General features: G+C 55.4%; 31 protein-coding genes and 1 pseudogene. 21 read left to right on the top strand and 11 right to left on the bottom strand.

Annotated elements, in window-relative coordinates:
• Positions 1-104 precede the first annotated feature (104 nt).
• From GOB83_RS13265 to GOB83_RS13295, 7 genes are all read left to right on the top strand, one after another.
• Complete coding sequence (locus tag GOB83_RS13265; RefSeq protein WP_165926414.1) at positions 105-410, top strand: DUF5983 family protein; 306 nt, start codon at positions 105-107, stop codon at positions 408-410.
• Positions 411-593: 183 nt separating this feature from the next.
• Positions 594-866, top strand: coding sequence for a hypothetical protein (locus GOB83_RS13270; RefSeq protein WP_165926415.1), 273 nt, complete (start codon positions 594-596; stop codon positions 864-866).
• On the top strand, positions 863-1,039 hold the full coding sequence (locus tag GOB83_RS13275) for a hypothetical protein (protein WP_165926416.1): 177 nt from the start codon (positions 863-865) through the stop codon (positions 1,037-1,039). Before GOB83_RS13270 ends, GOB83_RS13275 begins: the two co-directional genes overlap by 4 nt.
• Before the next feature lie 22 nt (positions 1,040-1,061).
• Positions 1,062-1,442, top strand: a complete 381-nt coding sequence (locus GOB83_RS13280; RefSeq protein ID WP_165926417.1) for a hypothetical protein — start codon at positions 1,062-1,064, stop codon at positions 1,440-1,442.
• 84 nt (positions 1,443-1,526) lie between these two features.
• Positions 1,527-1,763 (top strand): hypothetical protein, encoded by a 237-nt coding sequence (locus GOB83_RS13285; protein WP_165926418.1) that lies wholly within the window; start codon positions 1,527-1,529, stop codon positions 1,761-1,763.
• On the top strand, positions 1,760-2,740 hold the full coding sequence (locus tag GOB83_RS13290) for a DNA/RNA non-specific endonuclease (protein ID WP_338420636.1): 981 nt from the start codon (positions 1,760-1,762) through the stop codon (positions 2,738-2,740). The genes GOB83_RS13285 and GOB83_RS13290 overlap by 4 nt, the downstream gene beginning before the upstream one ends.
• 4 nt (positions 2,741-2,744) lie before the next feature.
• Positions 2,745-3,008, top strand: coding sequence for a hypothetical protein (locus GOB83_RS13295; RefSeq protein ID WP_165926419.1), 264 nt, complete (start codon positions 2,745-2,747; stop codon positions 3,006-3,008).
• Positions 3,009-3,012: 4 nt separating this feature from the next.
• Here the strand turns inward: GOB83_RS13295 and GOB83_RS13300 are convergent, their stop codons facing one another.
• Positions 3,013-3,276, bottom strand: coding sequence for a WGR domain-containing protein (locus GOB83_RS13300; protein WP_165926420.1), 264 nt, complete (start codon positions 3,274-3,276; stop codon positions 3,013-3,015).
• Between the two features lie 702 nt (positions 3,277-3,978).
• Here GOB83_RS13300 and GOB83_RS13305 point away from each other — a divergent pair.
• The 8 genes from GOB83_RS13305 (at position 3,979) to GOB83_RS13340 (ending at position 11,232) form a co-directional block, all read left to right on the top strand.
• The gene (locus tag GOB83_RS13305) at positions 3,979-4,944 is read left to right on the top strand and encodes a DUF3991 and toprim domain-containing protein (protein ID WP_194301406.1); all 966 of its coding nucleotides are present in this window, start codon (positions 3,979-3,981) and stop codon (positions 4,942-4,944) included.
• 104 nt (positions 4,945-5,048) lie between these two features.
• The gene (locus GOB83_RS13310; RefSeq protein WP_165926422.1) at positions 5,049-5,762 is read left to right on the top strand and encodes a hypothetical protein; all 714 of its coding nucleotides are present in this window, start codon (positions 5,049-5,051) and stop codon (positions 5,760-5,762) included.
• Positions 5,740-7,767, top strand: coding sequence for an ATP-dependent helicase (locus tag GOB83_RS13315; protein ID WP_165926423.1), 2,028 nt, complete (start codon positions 5,740-5,742; stop codon positions 7,765-7,767). Before GOB83_RS13310 ends, GOB83_RS13315 begins: the two co-directional genes overlap by 23 nt.
• A 47-nt stretch (positions 7,768-7,814) precedes the next feature.
• Complete coding sequence (locus GOB83_RS13320; protein WP_165926424.1) at positions 7,815-8,477, top strand: HD-GYP domain-containing protein; 663 nt, start codon at positions 7,815-7,817, stop codon at positions 8,475-8,477.
• 21 nt (positions 8,478-8,498) lie between these two features.
• Positions 8,499-9,029: a hypothetical protein gene (locus GOB83_RS13325; protein WP_165926425.1), complete on the top strand. Its 531-nt coding sequence runs from the start codon at positions 8,499-8,501 to the stop codon at positions 9,027-9,029.
• Positions 9,022-10,368 (top strand): DUF1173 family protein, encoded by a 1,347-nt coding sequence (locus tag GOB83_RS13330; protein WP_165926426.1) that lies wholly within the window; start codon positions 9,022-9,024, stop codon positions 10,366-10,368. Before GOB83_RS13325 ends, GOB83_RS13330 begins: the two co-directional genes overlap by 8 nt.
• A 79-nt stretch (positions 10,369-10,447) precedes the next feature.
• Positions 10,448-10,900, top strand: a complete 453-nt coding sequence (locus tag GOB83_RS13335) for a transcriptional regulator (RefSeq protein ID WP_143221975.1) — start codon at positions 10,448-10,450, stop codon at positions 10,898-10,900.
• A gap of 74 nt (positions 10,901-10,974) precedes the next feature.
• On the top strand, positions 10,975-11,232 hold the full coding sequence (locus GOB83_RS13340; protein ID WP_059025006.1) for a DUF2312 domain-containing protein: 258 nt from the start codon (positions 10,975-10,977) through the stop codon (positions 11,230-11,232).
• A 106-nt stretch (positions 11,233-11,338) separates the two neighbouring features.
• Here the strand turns inward: GOB83_RS13340 and GOB83_RS13345 are convergent, their stop codons facing one another.
• The 3 genes from GOB83_RS13345 to GOB83_RS13355 all read right to left on the bottom strand — a co-directional run bounded on the left by GOB83_RS13345 (position 11,339) and on the right by GOB83_RS13355 (position 12,457).
• A complete protein-coding gene (locus GOB83_RS13345) occupies positions 11,339-11,683 on the bottom strand; it encodes a DUF6883 domain-containing protein (RefSeq protein ID WP_165926427.1) in 345 nt (114 codons plus the stop codon).
• Positions 11,683-11,934: a DUF4926 domain-containing protein gene (locus tag GOB83_RS15300; protein ID WP_408737453.1), complete on the bottom strand. Its 252-nt coding sequence runs from the start codon at positions 11,932-11,934 to the stop codon at positions 11,683-11,685. The genes GOB83_RS13345 and GOB83_RS15300 overlap by 1 nt, the downstream gene beginning before the upstream one ends.
• Positions 11,935-12,028: 94 nt before the next feature.
• Positions 12,029-12,457, bottom strand: a complete 429-nt coding sequence (locus GOB83_RS13355) for a hypothetical protein (RefSeq protein WP_165926429.1) — start codon at positions 12,455-12,457, stop codon at positions 12,029-12,031.
• Positions 12,458-12,579: 122 nt separating this feature from the next.
• Here GOB83_RS13355 and GOB83_RS13360 point away from each other — a divergent pair, with 122 nt between their 5' ends.
• The 4 genes from GOB83_RS13360 to GOB83_RS13375 are packed head-to-tail and all read left to right on the top strand — an operon-like array spanning position 12,580 to position 15,239.
• A complete protein-coding gene (locus GOB83_RS13360; protein ID WP_165926430.1) occupies positions 12,580-12,936 on the top strand; it encodes a hypothetical protein in 357 nt (118 codons plus the stop codon).
• Positions 12,933-13,529, top strand: coding sequence for a hypothetical protein (locus GOB83_RS13365; protein ID WP_165926431.1), 597 nt, complete (start codon positions 12,933-12,935; stop codon positions 13,527-13,529). The genes GOB83_RS13360 and GOB83_RS13365 overlap by 4 nt, the downstream gene beginning before the upstream one ends.
• Positions 13,445-14,932, top strand: coding sequence for a hypothetical protein (locus GOB83_RS13370; protein ID WP_165926432.1), 1,488 nt, complete (start codon positions 13,445-13,447; stop codon positions 14,930-14,932). Before GOB83_RS13365 ends, GOB83_RS13370 begins: the two co-directional genes overlap by 85 nt.
• On the top strand, positions 14,925-15,239 hold the full coding sequence (locus GOB83_RS13375; RefSeq protein WP_165926433.1) for a hypothetical protein: 315 nt from the start codon (positions 14,925-14,927) through the stop codon (positions 15,237-15,239). Before GOB83_RS13370 ends, GOB83_RS13375 begins: the two co-directional genes overlap by 8 nt.
• Positions 15,240-15,853: 614 nt before the next feature.
• Here GOB83_RS13375 and GOB83_RS13380 read toward each other — a convergent pair.
• The 3 genes from GOB83_RS13380 to GOB83_RS13390 all read right to left on the bottom strand — a co-directional run bounded on the left by GOB83_RS13380 (position 15,854) and on the right by GOB83_RS13390 (position 20,092).
• The gene (locus GOB83_RS13380) at positions 15,854-17,344 is read right to left on the bottom strand and encodes a globin-coupled sensor protein (protein ID WP_165926434.1); all 1,491 of its coding nucleotides are present in this window, start codon (positions 17,342-17,344) and stop codon (positions 15,854-15,856) included.
• A gap of 307 nt (positions 17,345-17,651) precedes the next feature.
• Positions 17,652-18,428 (bottom strand): EAL domain-containing protein, encoded by a 777-nt coding sequence (locus tag GOB83_RS13385; protein ID WP_025827991.1) that lies wholly within the window; start codon positions 18,426-18,428, stop codon positions 17,652-17,654.
• A 263-nt stretch (positions 18,429-18,691) separates the two neighbouring features.
• Positions 18,692-20,092, bottom strand: a complete 1,401-nt coding sequence (locus tag GOB83_RS13390) for a methyl-accepting chemotaxis protein (RefSeq protein WP_165926435.1) — start codon at positions 20,090-20,092, stop codon at positions 18,692-18,694.
• Between the two features lie 129 nt (positions 20,093-20,221).
• Between GOB83_RS13390 and GOB83_RS13395 the strand changes: the two genes are divergently transcribed.
• Positions 20,222-20,833 (top strand): TetR/AcrR family transcriptional regulator, encoded by a 612-nt coding sequence (locus GOB83_RS13395; RefSeq protein ID WP_165926436.1) that lies wholly within the window; start codon positions 20,222-20,224, stop codon positions 20,831-20,833.
• Between the two features lie 661 nt (positions 20,834-21,494).
• Here GOB83_RS13395 and GOB83_RS13400 read toward each other — a convergent pair.
• Positions 21,495-22,346 (bottom strand): SDR family NAD(P)-dependent oxidoreductase, encoded by an 852-nt coding sequence (locus GOB83_RS13400; protein WP_165926437.1) that lies wholly within the window; start codon positions 22,344-22,346, stop codon positions 21,495-21,497.
• Between the two features lie 121 nt (positions 22,347-22,467).
• On the opposite strand from GOB83_RS13400, the gene GOB83_RS13405 reads away from it, so the two are divergent.
• Positions 22,468-23,352 (top strand): LysR substrate-binding domain-containing protein, encoded by an 885-nt coding sequence (locus GOB83_RS13405; RefSeq protein WP_242005875.1) that lies wholly within the window; start codon positions 22,468-22,470, stop codon positions 23,350-23,352.
• A gap of 474 nt (positions 23,353-23,826) precedes the next feature.
• Here the strand turns inward: GOB83_RS13405 and GOB83_RS13415 are convergent, their stop codons facing one another.
• The 3 genes and pseudogenes from GOB83_RS13415 to GOB83_RS13425 all read right to left on the bottom strand — a co-directional run.
• Positions 23,827-24,639: an alpha/beta hydrolase gene (locus GOB83_RS13415; protein ID WP_338420637.1), complete on the bottom strand. Its 813-nt coding sequence runs from the start codon at positions 24,637-24,639 to the stop codon at positions 23,827-23,829.
• A gap of 343 nt (positions 24,640-24,982) precedes the next feature.
• The gene (locus tag GOB83_RS13420) at positions 24,983-25,609 is read right to left on the bottom strand and encodes a hypothetical protein (RefSeq protein ID WP_165926438.1); all 627 of its coding nucleotides are present in this window, start codon (positions 25,607-25,609) and stop codon (positions 24,983-24,985) included.
• 275 nt (positions 25,610-25,884) lie between these two features.
• Positions 25,885-26,050 (bottom strand): annotated as a pseudogene (locus GOB83_RS13425) (IS5/IS1182 family transposase); the annotation flags it as partial.

Consider the following 26,050-nt stretch of genomic DNA (forward strand, 5'->3'; position numbering starts at 1 on the left):
AGACGGGCAGGGGCTTCCTGCCCAATGCAGGGCCTAAGCGGGTGGCCCTGCAGCCTGCCCCGCTGACGCGGGGCTTTGTCCTTTTGCTTTGAGGACTACCAGTCATGCCGACACCCGACCTGCCAGTTGAGCGCCTTGCCGATGTGAGTGCCGCCCATCTCTCGCCCAACGACCGAGCGCTTCTCGAGCGCTATATCGAGACAGGGGGCGCGGATGGTCTGTCCTGTCTCGTTGGGCCGTATGGGTGGCTGATTTACGCGTCGTCGGAACCTCAGGCGGCGGAACACGCCTCGCCTGGCCTTGCGGCCATTCTCTACGCGGCGCGCGCACAGGATTGTGCCTATGTCCTGTTCGACCGTGACGGCCTGCAGATTGACGGCATTCAGACTTATGACGGCCAGAAAATATAAAAAAGGAAAAACAAAGAAATAAAAACAGAAAAACAGAAACACAAAAGAAAAAATCGCCTCTCATAGTCCGTCACGCAGGCTAAGGGTTCGTCGCAGGCTCCCGGCGCAAGCGCCGCCCTTAACCTGCGCGCCGGCCGATGAGGCGGCTGAAAGGGTCAGAAAAAAATCCAAAAGGAGAAAACGATGTCTGATCCTGTCACTTTCAAGAGCCTTCTGGTGGGAACACGATTCCGGTTTGCGGCCACCCCACACGGGAAAACCTACAAAAAGGTCGGACTTAACCAGTTCCGGGTTGCAAACCACCCCCACATCTTCCGGGCAGAAAACGAGACGCAGGTTGTGCCATTGCCTGACCTCCCCGGAACCAGCTCCAACGAGTTTTTACCACTGGCCCGGGCCAGTCGCGGCAAATGTGTTTCGTCTGCAAAGGACGTTCGCAAAGGAGAAGGCGCATGAAGCTCTCTCCTCAGACCCGACAGGACATCAGGGACGTGGTCGGACTGCTGCTCGGAACATTCAGTCTGGTCGTGGTGATATGCGGAATACTGGTTGGCCCGGATATTCTGGCCGCGATCGCTGCTGATCATCCCATCGCCATGGCGACGCATGCCCTTCTCGCGGTGCGCTGACCTGCTCTACGGAGAAAACAAGATGTTCAGACAGTATTATGCGGGGCGCTGGTTTGCGCCCCGTGACAACCCCCTGCGTGTTGGCCCGATTGCGGCGGGTGCGCTCTATCGCCTTCCGGAATATCTCGACCATGGACGATCCGTGCGCTGGCAGGTGCTGGCCTTCCTCAACGGGGTCTGTGCAGCCACACGGTTCAATCCGGTGACACGGCGCTGGGAAGACCGGGTGATCTCGGGGCGTTCGGATCGCGCGTTGATCCGTCGCCTTGCCGATGGCGCGGTGCATGAGGTGGCTGTGCGCAGCCTGATTGCCGTGGATGATGAGATGGCAGAGCTGGTGCGACCGTCGCTGCCCGATGTGGTGCGCTGGCACCGGGGGTTTCAGATCCGACAGGCGGCTTAGGCCTGTCTTTGGCAGCCACGTCCCTACCTTTGCTGGCGGGGATCGTGCGGCTTGCCAGTTTTATGGCTTTACGGAGAAAAGAGTATGGTGCGTCAGACACACTCCAATGTGACATTTGTGGAATTTGGCCCGCGGGAGATGCATCGTGCACAGCCGCTCTCGCGCATGAAACCCGCACGGCTTCTGTTGCGTGAGCAGGCGCAGCTGGAGAGCGACGCGGGCGAGGGGCTTCTGCGGGCTTCCGAGTGTGCGGCCCTGCGTCGCCGGGCGGCCCGGGCGGGGCGTGTGGCCCGCACGCTTTTGCAGGATCTGGCCGCGTGAACGCGCGCGCCCTTGTACCTATGGCCAAGGCGCGGCATGATAGTGGCTACAGTCCTCGGCAATGGAGAAAGATCGTGTTCCGCATACCGCTGCGCGTGTCAGGGGTGGCCCTGCTCACAGGTCTGACGATCCTGACGGCCGCTCCCGTTCGTGCTGAGCAGACCTGCTCCCAGTTCGGGCCGGAGAATGCACTGCCTGCGCTTGTGAACGAAAAACTTCAGTCCCGCACCACATTGCTGTGTAATCCAGCCTATGCCGTGCTCAACTCCGGGCAGGTGCACGAACCGCTCTGGTCGGCTGAGTATCTCGATGCGGCGGCCGTGCGGGGTGGACGTAGAATTGGCCGCACGACAAACACATTTGTGGCGGATGACCGTCTGCCAGCAGGAGATGGTGCAACGCTTGCGGATTACCGACGCTCAGGCTTTGACCGTGGGCACATGACGCCATCGGCCGATGCGGGGACTGTTGAGACGCAGGAACAGACATATACGCTCTCCAATGTCGTGCCCCAGACCGCAGCCCTCAATGAAGGGATCTGGACGGGGGTGGAAATGGCCGTGCGGATCATGGCCTTGCGCGAGGGTGGGGTCTATGTGGTGACGGGGCCGGATTTTACCGGCAGTCGCCGCGCCATCGGTGACAATGTGCTGGTGCCAACGGCCACATGGAAAGCGGTCTATGACCCGGTACGCCACGAAGCCGGGGCCTATCTGTGCCAGAATACGGATCATCCTACCTGCCAGACGCTGAGTGTCGCGTCATTGACCGCCCGGATCGGGATTGACCCGTTCCCCGGTCTCGGAGAGGCTGTGAAAGCGCAGGCCATGGCGCTGCCCGAGCCTCAGGCCAGTCCCTATGCGCCCCGCTCGCAGGAGAACCGTGAGTGGGAGCGTCTGCAGAAACGTCTGGAACGCAAACTCGCGCGTGCCAGCATGAAGGCGCTCAGAGATGCGCTCAGACAGGAGCAGGAGTAAGGTCATGCCGTCATCTAACGCCTTCACCCCCTTTGGACCTGACTCACAGGTGCAGACCATTGATCAGATGACCGTCGAAAATGATCCTGCACAAGTCAGCCTGTACGGGCGTCTGGACATTACGCATGACCGGGCCGGACTGGACAATGCCCGCGCACTCGCCGTCCTGCTTAATGCGGTTGTCGCGCGGCTGGAGGCTGAACCAGCGCTGCCTGATCACGCGCAGGTTGCTCCCAGGACCCATCCGATGACCAACCCCTTTACCTGAGGGGTTAAGAGGCCGCACAGGCCCAGCGATAGCCGCGTTTGATCTTGAGGCGCAGAAGACGGCCAAGGGCGTTGGCGGCAGCACCTTCATTGGCGTGCAGGTCCAGACGCAGGCGCCCTGCGGTACCGATCCTGCCCCAGCGTCGGAGAAGGATCGCGCCCCCGAACAGATCATGCTGGATGCTCATTTCGTAAAATCGCCACGTGTTCCGCGCGGCGTCGATGCGCGTCAGCCGGGCTTCCAGAGGAAAAAGCGGGATCTGTTCCATGCCATGCTCTTCATGCGGCTCACGCCCTGAGCATAGCGTGCCTTTGAGGGGAGTACCAGCACCGGCTTCCTAAGGGGAATGCAGCGCCCCCGATGAGACCCGTAACCGTCCGGGGTCTCAAGGGGGTGCTGCGAGAGACGCAGGGTGCAAAAGAGCGCCACAACGCGCAGGCATAGACTGGACAGAGTGTGATCCAGGCGGGGTTTTTCCAGATGCGTTGGTTTGAGCGGTGTTCTTTTCGCGTGATCAGTCTGTGGGTTCACCAGACGCCTACGGCGGCCTACGGCTGGCGCGTCCCACGCGCCCTCTGGTGCAGCCAGTCCCTTGTGCCGGGAAGGTGGCCTTTTTGCTCAGGAGGCAAGGAGTGGGGTGGGGCGATTTTGTCTCCCGTGCGGTTGGTCGTGGTTGGGACGTGCGTTTTGTCCGGGCTTGCGCGCCAGTGTGAGGTTGCCAGAAGCCAGTATTGATTGGCTGGTTGCGTGCGAACACTTCGGGTTTCATGTCGCGCATGAGTATCAAAGAGTAAATGAAGTAAAAAATGTGGAGAACTTTAAGAAAAATAATAGTAAAAACCGCACAAAAGCGGCTGTTTTCTATCGTTTTTCCTTGGTGGGCGAGGCCGTTCGTGCTATAAAAAAGGAAGTAAAGGCACAGTATCCAGAACGAATTCTGGTTCATGGCCATGTAAAGGGAGACCCCGTGATGTATCAACGTTTTGAACTGTCCGAACAGGATCGTCAGACCATTGTGAACGGCGTCTCCTGCGCAACCCTGCTCGAAAACCATCACTTTCTTCTGGTGCTGGAGAAAAGCACCAAGCGCTGCTTCAAATACCGCAAAGGCAACGAACACATCATCGTCAACCATGGCGGCAAGGGCTGGTGGGATCCCCAGAGCCCGCGTGGCACGCCCGACAGCAGCGGCGATGTTTTTGCACTGTGCCGCCGCCTCGACCCCGCCATGAAATGGCACGAAGTCTGCACGACACTCGGTGCGCTGGTCGGTGTGGAACCCAAGGGGGCGGTTTATGTCGCACAAAAAGCTGAACGGACGGATGAACGGAGCCCTGGCGAACGCTGGGCGGAACGCAAGTCTCTCTATCGGGGTGGGAAGGTGTGGAACTATCTGATCCGCGAACGCTGCCTGCCCGAAGCCATCGTGCGTGCGGCAGTCGCCAAGGGCTGCCTGCGTGACGGGTATCATGCGGCATGGTTCGCCCATACGGACGCGCAGGGTGCTGTCTGCGGGGCGGAGCTGCGTGGGCCTGAAACCCATATCTGTCTGGGCGGTTCAGTCAAAACCCTGTTCCGCTTCCAGCCGGGGAGTGTCCAGCCGGTGCGTCGTCTGGTGATCTGCGAAGCGGCGATCGATGCGCTGTCCTTTGCAGCACTGGATCAGGCCCACGCACCTGGCACGCTCTACGCCTCCACCGCCGGGGGGATGGGCCCTGAGACCATTGCCGCAATCCAGACACATCTGGCGGCCATGAAGGCCCTACCGGATGCGGTGCTGGTTGTCGCGACCGATGACGATGATGCCGGAAACGCCTTCGCTGACACGCTTTATCGTCTGGCCGATGACGCGGGTGTCGCCTTCATGCGTCGCCTGCCACCCGATCGCGCCAAAGACTTTAACCAGACACTCAAAAACCGCGCACAGGCTGCGTGAAACACACCTGAATAGGACGGACGATCAATTACTCAAGCCGGGTCCGGTGAGGTGTGCATGTCCCGCGCCCCGGATCTGGCGACGACTTTAACAAGGACATCTCCATGACAAACGTCACCCCTCGCTCGCACGAGCCCACCCCTCATGACGACCGTGATCCGCTGGATTTCCTCTCCAACATTGGCGAAGACGTGAGTGCGGCCCAGCAGGCGCTGTTTACCCATCCCGAACTCGCCAGCTGGCTGGAGCGTACACCGGGGCTAGGCCACGAAATCCCCTGGACAATCGCCTCCTTCACGGACGGGACGGGCAGGAAGGTATCAGGGCTGGTTGTCGCGGGCTGTTTCACCACGGGAAAGTGGGACCTGACGACAGACTTTGTGCTGTTCACGGGGCGTGCCCGTCACCCAGGCATATTCCTGAAGGTTGACGGCGCTACCGTGAACGCACGTGAACAGGGGAGCGCGCCTGGTGTCGGGCTGCGCCGTCCCGATTGTATTGCGCTCCTCAAAGAGCTGCAGGCCGCCAGTGTCGCATGGGCGGCCCGGCCTGCGCTGCGGGCACATTGGGCAGCATTTTCTGCAATTCATGGTTGTAGGCCTATGCCTGATACGTTCGTGGAGTTGCGGTTTCAGGATAAATGCTACCGTGGGTTGATCATCGACGGCACGCTGAATTCAAACGGAGTGTGGGATATGGAGCAGTCCGTGGAGTTGCTGTTACCCTCTGGCCGAACGGTGGGGTTGTTGGCCGATCAGGCGGATTCCGTGGCGTTCCTGACAGGAGGCGAGCATTATGACCTCAAGCGGCGTGCCTGAGGATGCGCTGGCTGGCCTTACGGCCATGCAGCGTGAGGCCGCCCGTCAGGAAGGCCCGGTTGTTGTGCTCGCAGGTGCAGGCACTGGCAAAACCAAGACCCTTGTTGCCGGGGTGGTGGACAGGATTGTGCGACGCGGCATGCCCGCTCATCGTATTCTGGCGGTGACCTTTACCAACAAGGCCGCTGATGAAATGCGCACGCGCATTAACGCCGTACTGGGTCTGGGGGCGGCCCCTTCGTGGATTGGCACGTTTCACGGGCATGGTCGCCGCCAGTTGCGGGCTGATCCCGAGATTGCGGTGCTGCGGCCGGGCTTCGGCATCTGCGATGCCGAGGACAGCCGCCGGATTGTCAAGCGCCTGTTACAACGGGCGGCTGATGACGGGGCATGGGATCCGGGTGATGCCGACACGTTCCGTGCCCGCGTGCGTTCGGTTGCCCAACGGATTGCTCTCATGAAGGACAGTCTGGTGCTACCTGATCAGGCAGAGGCGGTGCTGGACAGCCAGATCGCGCGGTTTGGTGCAAAAACCGACGAGGACCTGATGGCCTGGCAGATGGCCGCGGCTCTGTACCCCGCGTATCAGGCGGCATTGCGGGAAGTGAACTGCGCTGATTTTGGTGACCTGCTGTTGTGGCCGACCGTAACCATGCTGCGCGACGAGCAGTACCGCCTCGACTGGTCACGTCGCTTCGACGCCATTCTGGCCGACGAGTTCCAGGACGTGAACCGCCTGCAATATCTGTGGCTGAAACTGTTGTCGCGTGATCACGGGGAGCTCTTCGCCGTTGGCGACGACGACCAGTCGATCTATTCCTGGCGCGGCGCCAGTGTCGGTTTTATCCGCGACTTTCTGAGCGAATTTCCCAATGGGCGGATGATCCCTCTGGAACAGAATTTTCGCTCCACGGGGCATATTCTCGCCGCGGCCAACAGCGTTGTCGCCCGCGACCGCAACCGTCTGGACAAGACCCTGTTTACCGAACAGGGTGAGGGTGCCCCCATCGAGATTGTCGCTTTCTCGGGAGGCCAGCAGGAAGCGCAGGGTCTGGCCCGCGAGATCGGTCGTCGCCAGCTGCTCGGTGTCGCTCTGGAGGATATGGCTATCCTCTACCGATACAATTTCCTCTCCCGCATGCTCGAAGAGGAATTGCTGCGCGCGCATATTCCCTACGAACTGGTCAACGATACGGCCTTCTGGCAGCGTGCGGTCGTCAAGGATGTGCTGGCCCTTCTCCGTCTGGCGGACAATCCCGATGTCCTGCAGGGGGATGAAGCCTTCCGGCGGGTGATCAATCAGCCTGCCCGAGGCGTGGGGGCCAGGACACTGGCACGGATCGAGCAGCTGGCCCGGGATGAAGCCGTCTCGCTGTTTGCGGCGGCCGAGAAGATTTATGCCACCAGCCAGAGCAAAACAGCCGAGCGGGTGCGCGCATTCCTGCGCATGATCCGTGAGGAGGCGCACAGCACCGAGACCGCACTGGGGGCGCGGATGCGTATACTGGCAGAGCGCTCGGGGTATCTGGATATGCTGCGCGCAGCGGGGGAGGACGGCGGTGCCGGCCTCGAAAACCTCGACGAACTGTTCTCTCTGGCCATGGAGTTCACCCGTGTCGAGGACCTGTTCGATCATGCAGCCCTTGGTGCCGCGGCCTCTACCGAGGCGGGGCAGGGCCGTGTCCGCCTGATGACGATCCACGGCTCCAAAGGCCTCGAATTCGAGCATGTCTTCCTGATGGGGTGGGAGGACACGCTGTTTCCCGGTCTGTCGCCGACCAATCTCGACGAGGAACGCAGGCTGGCTTATGTCGCGCTGACGCGCGGGCGGGCGCGTGTGTCCATCAGCTGGTGCGCGTGGCGCAATGGCCGTTCGGCCGACATGTCGCCCTTCGTCGGCGACATCCCGCCCGAGGCGCGGTTTTCGGGTTGGCTGGGCAAGGCGACAAGCCGTGCTGAAGCTCTGGCGAACAGGGCAGCACTGGATGAGGCCCTGGGGATCTAGCGCACCTCCAGAACAGCGTCACAACGGGTTCAGGCAGACTGGTATGCATGACACCCATATGCCCGTCCGCAACCAAGGTAGAGTTGTCACCTGGTTCGGAACACTGCCAGCTCCGGGCGCTGGCACAACAGGCCGGTCTTGACCTTGATGGCCATGGTAATCGTGTCGCCGGCATGGCTCAGGCCCTCGGTTACGCCCATCAGGGCCTGTCTTCGACAGCACTGCTCGCTCTGGGCGCGCAGTTACACGACATTGGCAAACGTCACATCCCCAAAGACGTTCTTGATGCGCCCCGGCGGCTGACGCCTGCCGAATGGACGATCATGCGTCTGCACACCATTCTGGGGCTGGAGATCCTGTGCCGGGCCCTGGACGAGGTGCCTCAGGATGTCGCGGACTGCGTGCTGCTCCATCACGAGAACTGGGACGGGTCTGGATATCCGATCGGCCTGTCCGGTGCGGCCATCCCTTTGCTGGCCCGGCTTGTCGCCATTGCGGATTTCATCGACGCCCTGGCGTCTCCGCGCGTCTACAAATCGGCGATGCCGCCCGACCTTGTCCGCACCCTCGTGCTCAGGGGGCGGGGTGTGAAGTTTGATCCCATTCTGACCGATCTTGCTCTGCGGATCTGGCCGGAGCTGCTGCAGGCGCGCGCTCAGGCGGGGCTTCCGCACGCCGTCACAACGGAACCCGCGATACTCAAGCCCTGATCCACAGACAGGAGGCGCCCCATGGCCCGAAAAAAACAGAACATTACCCCGCGTATGTGGGACAAACTGAGCGATGCCGAACAGCAGCAGGCGCGTCGCGAGATCATTACCAGGGTGCGTGACGCCCTCAAAAGAAGCCCGCATACAGCACTTGAGTTGCGTGCCTGCGTGCCCGCCGAAATGAAGGGTGCCTTCCCCGTGGTGCTGCGCAGTCTCCTCGATGCGGGCGAAGTCGCATCCCTTGGCCACAGCGTCTATGCGGCCGTGCCGTGGATGCCACAGACCAGTGCGGTGCGTGCGGATGTGACGGCTGACCTCATTATCGGTGTCCTGTCCAGCGAACGTCGCGCAGGTGCGGATGCCACTGAACTGGCTGGCGACTTATTTCTGCCTGTACCCCAGATCCGTGCGGCGCTGGTGGAGCTTGAGGAAGCCGGGCTGATCTGTGAAGCGAAGGCTTCGGGTCATTACCGCATGATCAGCCGCCGGATGGCGATGGAAGTGCGGCACGGCGCATCTGGTCGGATTTTTGCGGATGTGCGTCATGCGTGACTGGGTGACGTTCCCTGATGGGACGCGGGGGCGGCGGTCATGGGACGCCGACCCGCAGAGGGCAGGCGCCTGGCAGCACCGTCTGGCGCAGGCATGGGGTGGAGATGAGCGACCGGTCTGCGACTGTCGTTATCAGGGGCAGCCGATGGGGCTGTCCGTACATCGCTGTCTCCGCCCGCGTAATGGCCGTCAGGTTGAGGTCTACCATCTGGCGCGTCTGCGTAATCAGGGGGCTTTGCACGCTGTCGCCTGTTCCTTTCACGAGGCCGACCCGCGGCGTGATGGTCGGGGAGGATACGCCGATGGCGTGGTCCGCGAGCGCGATGATGGCAGGATTGGCATTGCCCTGCGCCGGGGGCTGCGTTGTCTCGATGTGGCGGCCGCCCCGGCGGAGCCTGCGCAGGCCGCGCGACAGGGGGGCGGGCAGGGAGCGGTGCGACAGGCGCGCATGACCGAGCTGGGCCTGCTGCATCTGCTCTGGGAGGAGGCTGGTCTGAATGGCTGGAGCCCTGCTCTGGGGCGCGCCCGGCGGCGCTGGTCTTTTGTCCGTGAAGCACTCGACAGAGCCGCTGTGCGGATTGTGCCCGCCCGCAACCAGACCTTGTCAGGCAGGCTGGCCATGATTGGCTATGGCGATGAGGATGCTCCTGCGCTGTTGCGCGAGACCGCGCGGAGCTGCGGCGACACGTGGCGGATTCTGCTGCTGGGCATTGTGGACGACATCGCAGTGGTGGATTGGATCAGGGGCCGGCAGTTCTGCTCACTGCGTTTCGATGGGGTTCAGGACTATCACCTGCGGGTCAGTGCAGCCCCTGTCTGGCATGAGCGTCTTACGCGCCGCTATCCGATGGCTATGGCTGCCCTGGCGTTACCCCGCGCAGAGCGGGCTATCCGGGTTGTGGGGCTGGTGACGGCCACCGTGCGGGTGGGATTGGATCGGGGGGTCACACTGGTGCGCTGTCGCGCGGATGACATCGCGCTTATGGAGGTCGAGCCTGATACGCTCACACCCGTGTCGAGTGGCCATGAACTGGCGATTGCCCGAGCACTGGTAGATGAGCGCCGGAGTTTTATCCGGCCTCTACGTTTCGATGCTGGACGTGATGCGGTTCTGCCGGACTTTGTTCTGAGGGATACCGGAGATCCGCGCGGCACACCCATGGAGGTGTTCGGGCGGGCAGATGAAGCCTATGCGGCCCGCCGGGCAGAAAAGGCGCGCTATTACGACGAGGTCTACGGGCAGGAGCATTGGTGGAGCTGGGATGCTGTCGCGTCTCCTGATCGCTGGCCCGTCTTCCCGCCAGCGCTCGCGCGCGTGGGTGGGGAAGAGGATGTGTAATGCACGCCGCCTCACCTCTGCTGGCAGGATGGCGCCGGAAGTTATCCCCAGAATCTGTGGACAGAATGGTGTGCAAGTTGTGACCGCTCTGGATAAACCCGGGGAGCGGCCTGTCAGCCATGGCGATGCTGTGCTGATCGGCACGGCTCTGATGCGGATTGGCTGGCCGCTCCAGCAGTTGTCGCGGCGCTCGGGCTATGGGCGGCACGAGATTACGCGGTGGATGCGTCAAGGGGGGATGCCTGAACCGTTCCGGGCATGGCTGATCGCCCTGCAGGCGGTTCATGTCCGTTACCCCTCTCCGCTGGCGATCACTGTCCGCCCGGGTGGTAACCGGCCACCTCTGGGGCGGTGGGGGGTGTTGCGGATTCAGTTGGTGATCGGCTGGTCGGAACGCCAGCTTGCGGGGTATCTGGGTGAGCATCGCACCGCTTTGCGGCGCCGTCTGGATGCAGGTGAGACACTGAACGCGCGGGAATCCCGGTGGCTGGAACTGCTCGAAGACGGCCATCGGCTTTATCCGCGGCCCTGACGGGCCGCGTTAACACGAAAGGACAGATCATGTTGGATGGACATTTTCATGAGGACAATGCTGAGGACAGCACCATGGATGCCAGTGTGGATGCAGCCGTAGGCGGGATTGCCGCAGATCGGCTACGCTCGATCATCGAGCGGGTGGAACGGCTTGAGGAGGAGCGCAAGGCGCTGTCCGGCGACATCAAGGACATCTTCACCGAGGCAAAATCGGCGGGGTTCGATGTGAAGGTCATCCGCCAGATCATCCGCCAGCGCAAACAGGAACCTTCGGAAGTGGAAGAGCAGGAAACGCTGCTCGATATCTACCGGCGTGCGCTGGGGATGTAGGGCAATCCGTTTGTTTTGAAACAAACAAGTAGATGCGCGCGCCAGCGAGGAAAAATAGATAATACTTCTATCCTGTTAGCGTCAGTGTGCTGGTGCTAACAGGGATTCAGTTACCGTCTGGAATAGCCGTTACTAACCGAGGGATAGGATTGGCAGCTTCCACGATCCACACACTTCGTATGCAGGGGTTGGTTCCATCTGGTGTGGTGATGTCGCAGGAAACCACGTATTTGGTACCAAAGTGGTTTTCTTCCGTTTTAATGATAACCCGATCACGAACGTGCTTCAGAAGGGCCGTTTCCATTTCTGCAGGAACAGACATGTCGAAACCATGTCCCAGAAAAAATTTCGCTTTACCGCTCCCAACTGGATGATCGAGGTCCAGAAGATAGTGGGTGATCTTATGGAGATCGACAACGGCGTGTTCTCGGTCGGGTACTTGGTTTGGCATCAGTGGCGGGCATCAGCCCTAATGTCACGAGGGCAGAGCGTCACCACCGCCGGGAATGGATGTACGAATTCTACCTCGTAGGCCTCTCCCCGAGCATAGACATGTACCACTGCACCCTGAGTGCCGATGGGCAGTGTGCGACCGGCTACATTTATAACCTTCGTTGTGTGCACAACCGAGCACTCGGGGATTGTTCCGAATGACAACATTTGCAAACCCTCCCGTATGCGATTGCTATGATAACCTAGCATACTCGTCTGGTTGATCTCAAGAGTCCTACGTGGTTGCTCAAGCGTTGAGAATTTTCAGATTACCGTGGAATGGCGCGATAAGACAACTTACAACTTAACGTGCAGTAGAATTTTTATTGGTTGCGGTAGAAGGCTCAGCTGACGATACGCCCTTTCCGATCTTACAATAGCGACGCCAGAGGCGCAGCGCTATCGCGCCTAGGGCAATGGCGCCGCTCACTCCGTGAAAGAGCTGGTCAATGATCTGGCTCTTGCGGGCAATGCCATCGAGTAGCTGCCCGCTGCTCTGATGAGCAAGCCAATAGAGGGCGGGCAGGCTCAGGCGCGGCGTGTTGGCGACAACCATCAGGCTGGCCTGAAGACCGATGCCGAGGATGCCGTAAAGCACGAGCAGGCTCAGCCCGAAAACGGATACCCCATACCAGCAGAGTGAAACGGCGGGGCGGGCACGGGTAACAAAGGTGCGCAGAAAAAGCATCAGAAAAACCATAGCAGAAAAGAACAGGCGATCAGGCTGCCACAAAGTGTTGTGACGCCTCGCATGGGATCGGGGCGGCCGCAACGGTCGCAGGCTCGCGCTGCGCGCGTCCGTTGCCCCCGTCCCGGTCCCATGCAGCGGCAGAGGGATGAAGGAGAAAGATAATAATGCACACACAGATCGCCATTGCTCCACTTTGGAAAGGTGTACCCTCGAACATGCCCGCAGATGTGCTGGCGAGAGGGCAACAGGTAGCCCTGATCTCGGTGTCGATTGCTCCGTGCGACAGGGTCTGGAGCGCGCGTGAGCGTCTGGCCGACGAGTTGGTGCGCGTCTGCTATGGAAGCGACATGCCCGAGTGCAATCGCACAGCATTAGCTTGCATGATGCGTGCTTTGGTTGAACGGGCGGTTCCCGGCCTGCCGAGCCAGCATGTGCAGCGGAATGCCCCGCCCCCGCCGCTGGATGATGGGGAATGGTATCGCCACTGGTTTGCCGTTACCCGCAGGGAGGGCAGCGTATGAGCGACATGGCGATACCTGATGTGCGCGTCCAGGTACGTGGGCCTGCGCGCGATCGTGCGGCATTACGGGACTGGTTACGTGCGGCATGTCGCGATACGGGGGGCTGGCCACCACCGGTCTTTGGGATCCGCACGACCCGAAAGCTGCTGTCTTTCGGGCTAGAGCCCATGCACCAGAGTTTCCACACGCCACTCATGACCCGCCTGACGCGCCGGTATCCCCGGCTGGTGCATAGCCTCACATGGGACAATCCAGATGACACGTCGCGCTATGCCAAAACGGTGCTTGAGACATGGCAGGCTGGTCGTGTGCACAGGAGCGGGTCGTTTGCAGCTCTGTTGGGGGTGAGACGGAACCGGCCGGGACGCAGAACCACCCGTGTTATGCTGTTTGAGTCTGATGACAGCATCGCTGATATACGGCCCTTTGCCCGGATGGGTGCAGGGCTGCGCGGAATCCCGCCCGGTTCGCATGACATTGGCCCGTGGCGTGTTCTGGAGGCGTGGGTGTGCTTCGGCTTGCTCCCGATGATGATCGCATGGCGCTTATCGCCAACCATTTTGGTTTCGATATCCCAGACGTTGCTGAGCTGACCGGCCTTGGTTCTAATGCTGTTCGTGATCAGCATGACGCCCTCAGCCCCATTCTGGTTTCCCATTACCGGGGCGAAGACGACTTCCGCGCCATGAAGATGCATCTTGATCGTGTGGTCGATGCCTATGTGCGTTCGGCTTACGGTGCGGCGAATTTTTACGAGAGCCGCCGTCAAATTGCCAAGGACGCAAAGGATAAATGGGCAAACGAACACCGTGACGAAGACCGCATGGGCGTGGATGGCGGCGAAAATCGTAGCGACAAGTTGGTACGAATTGCCGCCGAACATGCAGGGAAAGCGTATGCCCTCAGCCTGGTTGGTGGCGATCATGCGCAGGTTGTCGCACATATTGCGGAGTTCTACCTGAAGCGCAGGGACATGCTCCGCGCGGCCGGGAGCAAGCGCGGTATTACGATGTCTGCTCCCACGAATGAGGACGTCATGGCGCTCAGTATGGCGGTGCGTGAGCGCCTGCGTGAACGCGGAGAGGTCGGGAAGGAAGAAATCGTTCGCGCCGCGATTGACCAACGGGGCGAGAGTTATGATCTCCCGATCGCTGTTGGTGACCGCCTGAGGCTTTTCAGCAAGGTGCGCTGTCGTGCTCAACGAGCCTATGGGTCGCGGTGGTTGGAACTGGGTTCAAACGGTGATTTTGTTGATGTTATGGGATGGACGGATCACGGCCTTATTCTCAAGAACCGCGCGGGCACTGAGGGGTTCGTCCCATGGGATTCCTTCGCGGATCGGGAGACCGGGCGCATTTCCCTCGGTTTTGGTCATGCGATGACGATTGATGCGGCACAGGGGGCGACATCGGACGAGCATATTAATGCGCTGCCACGGGGTAGTTCGTCGATGACAGGGTTTACGGCCTATGTTGCGGAAAGCCGGCATGTCCATGCGTCATGGACAATGGTTGGCGAAGCGTCTGTAAGGGAGGCTGAGACGTTTTCGAGGCCTCTGGGTGACAAGACCCCGGTAACGTATGAGGATCTGCTGAACCGTGTAGCGGGTGACATGGGCAAGCACCCTTACAAGTCCGTTGCAATTGACCTGACGGGCGAGGAAATGAAGGTCAGGCAGGGACAAATCGAGTGGATCCGTCGTGAGAGGGGCCGGGAAGAGATTGAAGAAACTGAGCAGCAGCCCGGGGAACGCGCACGGAGCCGGGCCGCATCTGTGTCGTTGCGCAAAGTTCCCGCTGAACGGTGGGACGATCTGGGGCGCAATCTCAGGCGTCAGGCGCTGATCGCGCAGGATGCGGCGGAACGGGCTAACAGGCTTGTCGCGCTGGGTTCTGAAAAAGATATGGTTAAGGATAGGACACAAACGCCAGCGCCGGACAGGTCTAAGGGCCGCGTGGTGCGGCCTTCAACGGATATGGGAGTTGATCATGAGTAACCCACTGGTGGAAGAAATCGTAGCGCGCGCGTTGCCGCTTATTCATGTCGAACGGGAGGCGGAGCAGCTTGACACTCAGGAGGCTTATGAGGCGTTCCGGGTCAGGCATGCAGAGTTGAACCGTCAGGTCATCAGTCAGTTACGGGTCTGCGGATGGATGCGTGATGACGCGACCATAGAGGACATGCGCGAGATATATTATGCAGTCTTGCGACATCCTGATCTGGAAGGATCCGCCTCTGACAGGGAGGTTGCCGGGAGCTTGTTGAGCGAGGCGTGGAAGGGTGTACATGGCTGGGTTGGATAAAATCCCGGGGGACGCCAGAAGTATTTGTCGGTTTCCATTTTCAGAGCAGCCATAGACTTCCAGATTATGGAGATGTGCTATTTATAGCCAAAGAACGCAATCGCGATATCCATGGAAGGGATCGTCACGTCATCCTGCGGCTTCGCTTTGGTAAAATTCAGTAGCCAGCGCACAAGACAATCTTTGTGCGGAAGCTTTGTGGGCTGGGATTACGGGAAGAATACCACGCAAAAAGCATGTTCTTCTGCATCCTGTCACTATCATACCGCTTGTCGGCCAGCAGGTGGCGGTGTGCCACGACCGGTGAGTGTATCAAGGCATCAGCACCGGAATAACCAGAAACTCCCCCGTCCCGTCAGGTTGACGCCACGAGAGCGTGCCAGACGTATTTCCGTGTCCACCGACGGGTTGAGTTCCATTGTCCGTAGCGCTCATGTAGATGGCGTGACGAAGGACTGACACGCAGCACATAAAGCGCCCCATTGAGACACAGACGATTATCGTGCGCAGGTCGCGACGTGTTTACTGGTCTCCGCGAAGATCATCTTTGAATCAAATGTCCAAAATATTGAAACGTTCTTTTGTAGCCAGAACTTACAGCGCAACGAATAAATTTATCGTTCTGCCCTTGAGGCAGAATCAATTTTGAATATTGAAACGTCATCAGATAGCTCATTAGACATTATAACTAATCTTTGTGCGGTATTAGCACTTTCTTCAGCGATGGCAGCATTTTCTAATGTCGTTTTCTCCAAACTTCTAATAGCTACTTTTACCTCGTTCAGCCCCGCCGATTGTGATTGGGTTTCTGTTGCAATTTTGGTTGTAGCTTCGTTAATAGCGATAACCTGACTTGTGATGCGTTCCAAAGCTTCCCTGGCGTTATGTACTTGCGTGGCGCCAGAGATTACATCGGCAGCAGCTTTTGTGATTAACGCGGCTATTTCCTTGCTGGCCTTTGCAGAACGCTCGGCGAGCGCGCGGATTTCACTTGCCACAACTGCAAAACCGCGCCCGAACTCACCGGCCCTTGCCGCCTCCACCCCGGCATTGAGTGACAAAATATTTGTTTGCATAGAAATATTATTTATTAAACCAATTATATTAGCTATTTCTTTGGAAGATTGTTCCATTCTATTTATGGCTTCTATTGCATCAGCTGTGATTTTACTAGCTTGCTCAGCTTCTGATTGTGCTAAACTAGCCATACGTTGGGCTTTCATAGTCTCTTTAGCCGTCTCAGACGCACTTAGCGCAATTTGTGTCACAGCTGCCGACATTTCCTCTTGTGCAGCGGCCTGTTGCTCTGTTGCCAAAGAGAGATTATCTGCTCCGTGATGTATGCTTTCAGCATTTGTCATAACATCTTTGGTAGATATTGATATTCTACCGATACTCTTAGAAAGCTGCTCTGCTGAACCGTTAAAATATTGTTTCAACAACTCAGAGCGTTCGGGAAATATTCCTGTTACGCGATAGCTGAGATCGCCATCTGCTAAAGACGTCAAAGCCGCATTAATTGATGAAATGACACTGCGGTCTTCCTGTGCTCGTCGTTCTTGTTCAGCCCGCAGTTCAGCCCGCTCTGTTTCCATCGCATCCAGATAATATGATACTGTAAGATCTATTTCTGTTAGAACAGCCTTACACAGGCTAGTTACATTCTCGGCCAAACGCTCTCGCCCAGATGCCTGAGAAAAGAACCCGATACCATCCTTTCGATCTTCTATAATGGAGTAAATGAGGCGTTCAAGAATGATCGTGTATCCGCCGATATACCAACGGGGGGTCAAGCCAATATGTGCATGAACTTCTCCTATCCGACGTACCTGCTTCACATATGATCCATCGAAGTGGGCGTCTAGAAGAGCTTGCCAGTGAAGGGTTTGAGCTTTTTTTGCTTGATTTATTTTTGATTCAGACGAAAAAAAACGTTTTAATTCGGGCGTTTTCCGAATTTTCTCATAAAGAGCATCGAGAGCGTCAGGTAATGCATTTACAAGAGTGTTACGAAGACCTTGTATAGCGTTAAAATCATCTTCATTCATTCCAATAAAATCGTGACGATGCCGAATGCTCATTACGCTATGATCATCTCTTTCCATTTTTTCTCTCCTCTTTTATTTTTAGTAGTTTTTGTATTAACCTCAGCACGCATGGACTGGGTCACCTGCAGCTTCCGCTCACATCCATCTTGTCTCGCGTGGCTCCTTGCCAATCAGAGTTCAAGGAAGGTGCACTCAGAAGCCGCAGCACGCGTCTGCTTAAAAGTGGCGCGATCTACTCCGTAGTCGACCGAAGTCTGGACTTACACAAATCCAGTGCATCTTCAACAGTCGCTCCGCCTTTGTATTATGCTCTGCAATATGGTTACTTACAGATTCATAACTCAATATAAATGTAACTGCAGTTCTACTTATGTTGTACCGTCCAACTCTCAATAAGATGGTCCAGTTCGTCTAAACTGACAGCAGGGGAGCAGAAAAAACCTTGAAATCTTCTAACACCCATTCCTTTTAATTCGTAGAATGCACTAATTGTTTCAACTCCCTCTGCGTAACAATAAATCTGCATTCTATTGCAATAATATATAATGGCTTCTATCAAAGACCGCGTTTTGAGATTGGAAGAAAAGTTTTGTAACATACCCTTGTCTATCTTTATTCCATACAGATCGATATCAACAACCGGTAGCAATGTGCTATGCTCCGAAAAAAAGTCATCAAGGGAAAATTTAAAGCCGTAATCTATTAGTCTTTTGATTTTTGAAACAATATTTTTGTTAACCTTCATCCTCTCAGAAATTTCAAAAATGATGTTTTGTGGGAATCGTGGTTTTTTTCTTGAAATATCCTTCAAACGATCTAAAAAAACTCTATTATTGATGTCTATTTGTGATATGTTTATCGAAACGCTATATTTACCAGTGTATTTTTTTATGAATACTTCCGCGGAATCAATACATAATGTCGTGACTTTTTTGTGGAGATCGCTGTCCGACAATAATGGTTTAAAATAATCTGGAGAAAATACTCGTCCACAACCGCACTTAACACGCATTAGTTGTTCGAAGCAGACTATATTAAGGCACTCATCAAGGATGGGTTGAAAATAAATCTCGACAAGATTTTTGTCGAATAAATTATTGTAATCCTGCTGTACGCACTTTCCGCATGGAAAAACTATCATCGGTAGGCCTTTTTAAGCTTATCTGACGGAAATTGAAGGGTGATGGCACGATACAGTAATAGAAGTTCACGGTGACAATGATAAGATCTCACGACCACCTCAACAAGAAAGTTATCATACTCAGGCCATTCATCGCTGTTAAAGAGAAAATTGCGAATAATAACAAAAAATTGGAAGTTTACCCATTAACACTGAGACTACAAACAATAGGATATAGACTCAGTGTTATAACGACTTGCCATTACACTAACGTAGCGGGTGAATTATCTTCCAATGTTAGGTGGAATTGAAATTTCATGCGTATAGTGCCGTTTATACTGAAATTGATTCACGATATCATTTAAAGACGCAGCCTCTCGTGCAAGATTATGAACTGCCGCAGTGGTCTCTTCAACCATTGCGGCATTTTTTTGAGTTATGGTATCCAATTCGTTCATCGTTGTATTGATTTCGTTGAGCCCACCGGATTGTTCTGCTGCTGATGTCGAGACTCTTTCAATCAAATTACCTAGATCGTTAATCTGAGTTGAAATATCTAAAATGCATCGTTGTGTATCTCTAACGAATCCGACTCCATTGTTGATAACAGCGTAAGAATGGGAGATGAGATCTTGTATATTTTTAGACTCGTCGGCTGTGCGCTGAGCAAGCGTCCTGACTTCGCTGGCAACAACTGAAAAACCACGTCCATGCTCCCCAGCTCTAGCAGCTTCAACAGCAGCATTAAGAGCTAGAATATTTGTCTGGAATGAAATTCCATTGATTGTTTCAATAATAGAGTTGATTTTTGAAGATGATTCCTCAATTTTCTTCATGGCATCTATAGTGTTCTCGATGGTGACTTTAGACAAATCAACACTATTCTTTGTTAAAATCGATGTATCCCGCGCATTTTTTGTTACTGATGCAATTTCTTGCATATTTTTATTGATAGACGAAACCGTTTCCGTCGTTTGCTCAAGACTGGAAGCTTGCTCTTCTGTCCGCCTTGCTAGTTCATCGGTCGCGGTGAAGACTTCTGCAGAGGTATTGCTGACAACAACCGTGTTGCTAGTAATTTTCTGTAGCGCTGCACTAATAGCACTAAGCCCGTCATTAAAATCGTTTCTGATAGATTCATATTCTGGTGCAAAAGGCTGATCTAATGTGGCCGTTAGATCACCTGTTTTTATAGCTAGCAAAGCTCTACGAAAAGAATCTGTCATAAATTCTATGTTTTTCTGATTTTTTTTCTGCTGTTCTTGTGAGGCAAATTGCTCACGCCTGTCCTCCCAGACGACAGCAATTTCGTCATGTCCTTCAATATTTATGAGAAATATCGTTGCAAAAACAGGAAGTAAAGTTCCGTCAATACGTAAATGCACCCAATCAAATTGAATAGGTTTTCTATATTTAAGGAGCCTTTCTACTATGTCCTGAGTGGAATCGCTTGATTTCTTTCCATTAGGCTGAAATTCTGGCGAAAATCTTTCAACACTCAACCCTATAATCTGATCTCTATTACCGCCAACAAGATCTAACATGGCTTTGTTACAATCAGCCACCTTGCCATTTTTTAGATAAAAGCAGCCACTCAAGCTGTGTTCGAATATTGACTCCGCAAGAATTTGATGTACAGATAATACATCTTTGCTATTTTCTTTCCTGAACTTTGAAAAGAACATGTTAATATACACCAACTTCACGGATCTTGTAGATAATCAGAAACATAAAACTCTAGGACTCCTTATTTATTCAAAAATACTCTTGTAGACGACTAGTCTATTCACTCTTATATATGAGTCACTATCTCCATGCAACACACAGCGCATAATCGCGACACCAAGCAGGACATTCTATACGCTGCACGAGTGATAATCGGCCGGAAAGGTTTTGCGTCAGCTGGATTAAACGAAATATTAGCTGCTGCAGATGTCCCAAAGGGATCGTTTTATCATTACTTTAAGTCTAAAGATGCCCTTGGGGTTGAGGTATTGGAAGAATATTTCCGCTCTTACGCCGATTTAATTGATGACATATTTAGCAGACCAGATTTGAATGGGTATGATCGCTTAATGTTATACTGGAAAAGATGGATGTCTTCTCAGAGAGTTGGTGAAAAAACGAGCAAATGCCTCACTGTTAAACTAGGTGCCGAGGTGTCTGATATGTCTGAGCCGATGAGAAGAGTGCTTATTGAGGGAACCGATAACATTATAAGCAAAATAGCAGGTGCTATTGAATGCGCAATTTTAGATGGGTCGATATCAATATCAGAAAAACCAAAAAAAACTGCAAAAATGTTCTATGAGATGTGGCTTGGGGCAACACTATTATTTAAAATAACCCATAATGACGATGCTTTAATAGATACATATTTAACTACGCAGCGGTTTTTCGATCCTAATACTATTAAATCGTTCTGATTGCAAACTGACATCTGGGTCGTTTCGTCATCTACAGTCGCTGCCGAGAGGGAAATGCCTGTAGTGGTTTATTTGGGTAACTAATGACCCGATAATCTGGAGCACCTTAGTAACTCCGTTGTTTGGTGTCGGTATCCGTGATTCCATGCCTGTTATGGTAATTGGATGGGTGAATAATTGGGTAGACGGATTTCTTTGATGTTGAAGATCAGTCTTGTCGTTTGAGGGGAAGAGCAGATTAACTCGACGTTTTTTTTCAGTCGGGTCAACGTAACCTACAAAACGCACGCCTTTGTCTTCGTGATGGCGGTCAGTGCCTTCACGTAGTTGGTCCGTACGCGCTACATCCCGACACGGATTAAAACACAGAGAATAAGTTATCCTGACAACCATCAGTCGAAAGATTATTACTTTTAAGTTAGGTAACAGGGGGCAAAAAACGGATATTCGCTCTGTCCATTTGGTTCGTCCTTTAGAACCACCACTATATCGGTTTTGTATGTCATACATTTTTCTTGCCCCCGAAAGTCTCGTCCACTCAACGATATATGATGCGACTGCCGATCCGGTCCTGATTGTTGAAATGATCGTCAGGAAAAGGATTAACGCGAAGCAGACGGCGACCAGAGTTCGCGATGCCCGGTACTGATCATCCGAAAGCTCACGCTTCCGTCATCCATTGCATAAATTTTTGCGCCCAAGCCGGGTTCCAGCGTGACAGTGCTGGACGGTTGTGAATCATGTCGTCGGCTGACCACTGGATGCGGCGCATATCCATTTCGGATGTGACTTCGTTGTCAGGACACAGGATGTAGAAGTCCTCACTGAATAGCCGCTGCAGAAAATAATCTACCATCTGTTCCGCTGTCCATGCGGCCTCCGGTTTACGGTCATGAGGCCCGTCCTTACCGTGGAAATTCATGGGGGTCCATGTATAACCTGGCACCAGAAGATGGGCCGAAACACTCCCACCCGTGGAGACCAGAAGTTCATGGGCCAGCTGCTCCGTGAGCACCTTCACTGCCGCCTTGGCGACAGAATAGGCGGCGTGGCCAGGCGGCGTAGTGATGCCTTCCTTGGAGCCAAGATTCACCACGGCCGATGGACGATTTGCGGCGATCATATGCGGCACGAATAAATGTTGTGCACTGAGGACAGCGCGAAAATTGACGTTGAGAGTCTGGTCCCATTCATCGGGTGAATCCCATGGACCGGCTTTGCTCAGCACACCAACATTATTAACCAGTAATCCGACATCCCCAAAGCGGGTCAGCGTTTGATCACGCAGGCGCAGAAGCACTGTATCATCGGTCACGTCACCCATGACAGTCAGTACTTCAACGGGCAGCGTGGACACCAGCGCCTCCAATGCATCTCCGTCCTGATCAAGAAGTGCCAGGCGCATCCCCCGGGCCGCAAATTCCCGGGCAAGAGCAGCGCCAATGCCTTTTGCTGCACCGGTGATGACTGCAACACGGTCCTTTGCGACGATTTTTCGCATTCTTTCTGACATTCACGTTGCTCCTTCTGTCTGAGTGGCCAGGAAAGACGATTGATTCAAGGATCCTAGCGCAACCTCATAAGGCTTGTAATTGAGTCAAACGGCACATGGTGTATGTTTATACTCAACAGATATGAACGAACGAGCGAAACGCATCATGCATCTTTCACGTGGAGATCTGGGAGATCTCAACCTGTTCTGCGCCATCGCCAAAACAGGCGGCTTTCGCAAAACTGCAGCAGAACTGGATCTTTCTCCATCGGCCTTGAGCCACGCTATCCGCGGACTGGAAAAGCGTCTGGGTGTACGTCTCTTCAACCGAACCAATCGCAGTGTCACGCTAACGCCGGCTGGACGGGAATTGCTCTCGCATGTCACGTCCGGGCTCTCTGAAATCACCAATGGGCTCGAAGCACTCAATCGTTTTCGGGACCGACCCGCTGGACAGTTACGTCTGAACGTACCAACTGACGCCGCCCGGCTTGTTCTGGCCCCGGTGATTGCGCGTTATGCCGCCCTTTATCCCGACGTCCGTCTGGAAGTCGCGGTGGAGGACGCCGTGGTGGACATCATCGAACAGGGTTTTGACGCGGGTGTTCGCTATGGTGGCACAATACCGGAAGACATGATCGCGGTCCCGCTCTGTCCCGATCTACGATGGGTGACAGTTGCATCGCCTGCCTATCTTGCTTCAGCTCCACCCCTTCGAGGCCCGGCGGACCTACACCAGCATCGCTGTATAGGGATCCGTATGGGAAGCGGAAAAATCTACCACTGGGAGCTGGAGCGCGGCGAAGAGAAAGTCTTTTTGGACACGGACTGGTCAGTGATCGTCAACGAAACCGTTCTGTCTATCGAGATCGCCGAACGCGATGGGGGGATCAGTTACAACCTTGAAAGCCGGGCGGCAGTGCAGATCGCAAACGGGTCGCTCGTCAAGGTCCTGCCCGAATGGGCCTCCAGCCGTCCATTTACCAGGGCATACGCCAGGTCATTCCGGCTATCTTTTGGAAAGTGAAGACGACTCTCTCCTGATCTGGGGCGATGTCCTGCATTTCCCCCATATTCAGGTAGCGCGGCCTGACGTCACATTTGCTTTTGATCACAATCCCGGCTTGGCCGCAAAGACACGCCGTAAGATTTTAACCGAACTTTCCCGCAACCATCGATATGTCACGGGCGTACATTTTAATGCACCCGTTAGAGCGAAAATCGAGAGTTACAAAGACGCATTCCGTCTGACTTACGATCTTTAGCCTATCAGTACCGGCCGACGTCAGCGGTTAGAGCAGATACAGCGGCAGAACGAAACGCAGGTAGTCTGTTGACTACATCTACGGTAGCTACGTAGTCTTCCTGAAATCTTGTCACACCTGAACTTATAATGACCACTTTATCTCGGCAGTAAGTCGATAGAAAGTTGTCGCCGCCATATCAGACATAGGGCGCTCCCCACACATCGCGATAGCGTGCATGATTGTTGTAAAGTTGATCAGCCTCCCTGCTCGCGCAGCCAACTTGCGATCGAGTTAACGACCTGACTTTCGATGCCGTAATAGCCGTGCGGCGAGAGCGAGCCGCAAGCTTTGGCTGACTGCTTCAAGCCTCCGGTAACTGTGAGCACGCGCGCGCTAGGCGCGTGCGTCATGGCTGCGACGATGCGAGGCGCCATCTCCGGTGGCGCCACGTTGCAAGCGTCATCGCGGTTGGCCACGACCAAAGCAGGAACTCGCACGTCCGACGGGTTGGCGTCGAACACAGTCTCGGCACTCCGCCGACCCGGCAGGGAAACGGATTCGGTAAGCACTACGCCCGAGATCGACTTCGGCCGAGCTCGGGCGGCACCATTCATCGCTGCGATGGTTCCCTGACTCGTGCCGATCAAGAACACGGGTGCGGGAACGTGGCTATGGGCATATGCGACCAAATCTGAGATTAACTTGCCATAGCCTGGGGAACTGCGGGCTCCTCTTAAGTTCTCCTGTGCGATGGTGTCAGGGATCAGCACGGCATAGTCCCTCGCGACCCAGTCCTGTCGTGTACGCACGACGAAATTGTCATCGTGGCGCAGGTCGCCGTCACGTTGCATACCGACCTTGCCGGCACCGCCCGGCAGCATGATCAATGTCGCCCGCGGTCGGGCCGGGGCAAGGTAGAGGACGCGCTGGGTCAAGCCGTTTTCAAATGGAAGATCCAACACCCACTCGTGGCCCTCTGTGCTCTTCCACAAAGACTGGTCAGCCGACGCTGGGGTGATGAGTGCGATCACAGTCGTCACCACGGCAAGAATAGCAATTTTCAGCACGGTTGTAGATCTTCCCAAGACAGGAACGCTAATATGAACGGCGCCTTCAGAACGCTCATGATTTCGTCCCCTACCGCCCTCATGTCGGTCATACAGGCGGTAGGGAGAGTATCCCGAAAGCCGATATGAATCATCCGACGCTCTACCGGCAAAGACGGATAGCGGACTTGCGCACGCATTCTACTCAATCGAGGTTCGAATCTCGACGGGCATCCCAAGCGTCAGATTGTTTAAGCTTTGATATTTGCACAGGGCTTCGGCAGCATCCGCTCGGCCGTTTTTTCTTCCCCGCGACTTTACTTTCACTATCACGAACCGGTTGCCAGCTGACGGGTCATTCATTCTAATAGGGCGGATCGGTAACGGCCATGGGCAGAGGGTCGGCGAGGCCCCAGAAACGGGTCGTGGCTCTGATGTAGCGGATGAGGTCTCTCGATCGAATACGCAGATGCTCGCTAGCAGCGGGCGTGCCCGGCAGGAGGTCGCAATAATCTGTCGAAGCATCGTTCCAGAGTTGGGGCGCCAACGCTCGAAGTCGGTCGCACGATTGCCCCTCGCCGTGCCGTACGACATTGGCGACAACAAACATCTGTGTCAGATCGTTTCCGAGACCATCGCAGGCGAGGTTAATACCGGCAATCTTCGCGCAGCCGCCGAGCAACGGCTCATATCCCCGGAGCCTAGTCACGTCGGCCAAGCCCGCGTCTTGGATGGACCGTGCCCAGATGCTCAGCTGGCGCTCGAACACACCCGCCAGCGTCAGTACGAACGCCTTGGCCGCCTCATTACGGGTATAGTTGTCGACCTGGGCCTTCGCGCGGTCAAGACATTGGTCGAGGCACGTTGCCTCGCCGGTCGCCAAGTCACTGTGGTATGGCATACTAGCCATGACTGGGCGGATCACCCGATCGTACAGGCGCACCAAGTTCGCCTGGAAGACGCGGGGGAGCTGATCTTTGTGTGAGTTCATCGCAACGCCTCAGCAGAAACAAAGCAGACAGGCTGTAGTCGCCCTATCTCGGTCATGCAAAGCGCCGTAGAGAATTTCCAAAAGCAGACATGCTTTCTGTATGCCGTCTAACTACCTCTCATACGCCTGACTATGCATCCCATAATCTCTCAGGAATTCTTATCTGCCTCACCCAATGTCTGTGCCGCGACGATCGACCAGTCCTTGTCTCCATGCCCAGGACTCTGTTGCACAATTCCAGCGATTGGGCGTGCTGCAATCTTTGAGGGGTTTTCTTACGCGACAGGGTGCGTGAGGGGGATTCCGAGGGCTGTGAAGCGATTGAGGACAGCGATCCGGACATGAACTTCGGTGATCTGACGGTCGAAATCGCGTGCTGTCAGACGCTGGCCCAGCAGCTTGATGCAGTGCATTTTCGTCTCAACGCGGCTTCGTCGATGA

The organism is Acetobacter fabarum (assembly GCF_011516925.1).
Taxonomy (GTDB): Bacteria; Pseudomonadota; Alphaproteobacteria; order Acetobacterales; family Acetobacteraceae; genus Acetobacter; species Acetobacter fabarum.

Excerpts from the sequence above, each read along its gene's own strand:
- GOB83_RS13270 (WP_165926415.1), top strand. The coding sequence starts at position 594 with ATGTCTGATCCTGTCACTTTCAAGAGCCTTCTGGTGGGAACACGATTC.
- GOB83_RS13385 (WP_025827991.1), bottom strand. The coding sequence starts at position 18,428 with ATGATAGTTTTTCCATGCGGAAAGTGCGTACAGCAGGATTACAATAAT.
- GOB83_RS13305 (WP_194301406.1), top strand. The coding sequence starts at position 3,979 with ATGTATCAACGTTTTGAACTGTCCGAACAGGATCGTCAGACCATTGTG.
- GOB83_RS15300 (WP_408737453.1), bottom strand. The coding sequence starts at position 11,934 with ATGCTAGGTTATCATAGCAATCGCATACGGGAGGGTTTGCAAATGTTG.
- GOB83_RS13275 (WP_165926416.1), top strand. The coding sequence starts at position 863 with ATGAAGCTCTCTCCTCAGACCCGACAGGACATCAGGGACGTGGTCGGA.
- GOB83_RS13265 (WP_165926414.1), top strand. The coding sequence starts at position 105 with ATGCCGACACCCGACCTGCCAGTTGAGCGCCTTGCCGATGTGAGTGCC.
- GOB83_RS13420 (WP_165926438.1), bottom strand. The coding sequence starts at position 25,609 with ATGAACTCACACAAAGATCAGCTCCCCCGCGTCTTCCAGGCGAACTTG.
- GOB83_RS13285 (WP_165926418.1), top strand. The coding sequence starts at position 1,527 with ATGGTGCGTCAGACACACTCCAATGTGACATTTGTGGAATTTGGCCCG.
- GOB83_RS13295 (WP_165926419.1), top strand. The coding sequence starts at position 2,745 with ATGCCGTCATCTAACGCCTTCACCCCCTTTGGACCTGACTCACAGGTG.
- GOB83_RS13300 (WP_165926420.1), bottom strand. The coding sequence starts at position 3,276 with ATGGAACAGATCCCGCTTTTTCCTCTGGAAGCCCGGCTGACGCGCATC.
- GOB83_RS13405 (WP_242005875.1), top strand. The coding sequence starts at position 22,468 with ATGAACGAACGAGCGAAACGCATCATGCATCTTTCACGTGGAGATCTG.
- GOB83_RS13380 (WP_165926434.1), bottom strand. The coding sequence starts at position 17,344 with ATGGAAAGAGATGATCATAGCGTAATGAGCATTCGGCATCGTCACGAT.
- GOB83_RS13390 (WP_165926435.1), bottom strand. The coding sequence starts at position 20,092 with ATGTTCTTTTCAAAGTTCAGGAAAGAAAATAGCAAAGATGTATTATCT.
- GOB83_RS13315 (WP_165926423.1), top strand. The coding sequence starts at position 5,740 with ATGACCTCAAGCGGCGTGCCTGAGGATGCGCTGGCTGGCCTTACGGCC.
- GOB83_RS13310 (WP_165926422.1), top strand. The coding sequence starts at position 5,049 with ATGACAAACGTCACCCCTCGCTCGCACGAGCCCACCCCTCATGACGAC.
- GOB83_RS13330 (WP_165926426.1), top strand. The coding sequence starts at position 9,022 with ATGCGTGACTGGGTGACGTTCCCTGATGGGACGCGGGGGCGGCGGTCA.
- GOB83_RS13325 (WP_165926425.1), top strand. The coding sequence starts at position 8,499 with ATGGCCCGAAAAAAACAGAACATTACCCCGCGTATGTGGGACAAACTG.
- GOB83_RS13360 (WP_165926430.1), top strand. The coding sequence starts at position 12,580 with ATGCACACACAGATCGCCATTGCTCCACTTTGGAAAGGTGTACCCTCG.
- GOB83_RS13320 (WP_165926424.1), top strand. The coding sequence starts at position 7,815 with ATGACACCCATATGCCCGTCCGCAACCAAGGTAGAGTTGTCACCTGGT.
- GOB83_RS13375 (WP_165926433.1), top strand. The coding sequence starts at position 14,925 with ATGAGTAACCCACTGGTGGAAGAAATCGTAGCGCGCGCGTTGCCGCTT.
- GOB83_RS13280 (WP_165926417.1), top strand. The coding sequence starts at position 1,062 with ATGTTCAGACAGTATTATGCGGGGCGCTGGTTTGCGCCCCGTGACAAC.
- GOB83_RS13340 (WP_059025006.1), top strand. The coding sequence starts at position 10,975 with ATGGATGCCAGTGTGGATGCAGCCGTAGGCGGGATTGCCGCAGATCGG.
- GOB83_RS13400 (WP_165926437.1), bottom strand. The coding sequence starts at position 22,346 with ATGTCAGAAAGAATGCGAAAAATCGTCGCAAAGGACCGTGTTGCAGTC.
- GOB83_RS13365 (WP_165926431.1), top strand. The coding sequence starts at position 12,933 with ATGAGCGACATGGCGATACCTGATGTGCGCGTCCAGGTACGTGGGCCT.
- GOB83_RS13345 (WP_165926427.1), bottom strand. The coding sequence starts at position 11,683 with ATGCCAAACCAAGTACCCGACCGAGAACACGCCGTTGTCGATCTCCAT.
- GOB83_RS13395 (WP_165926436.1), top strand. The coding sequence starts at position 20,222 with ATGCAACACACAGCGCATAATCGCGACACCAAGCAGGACATTCTATAC.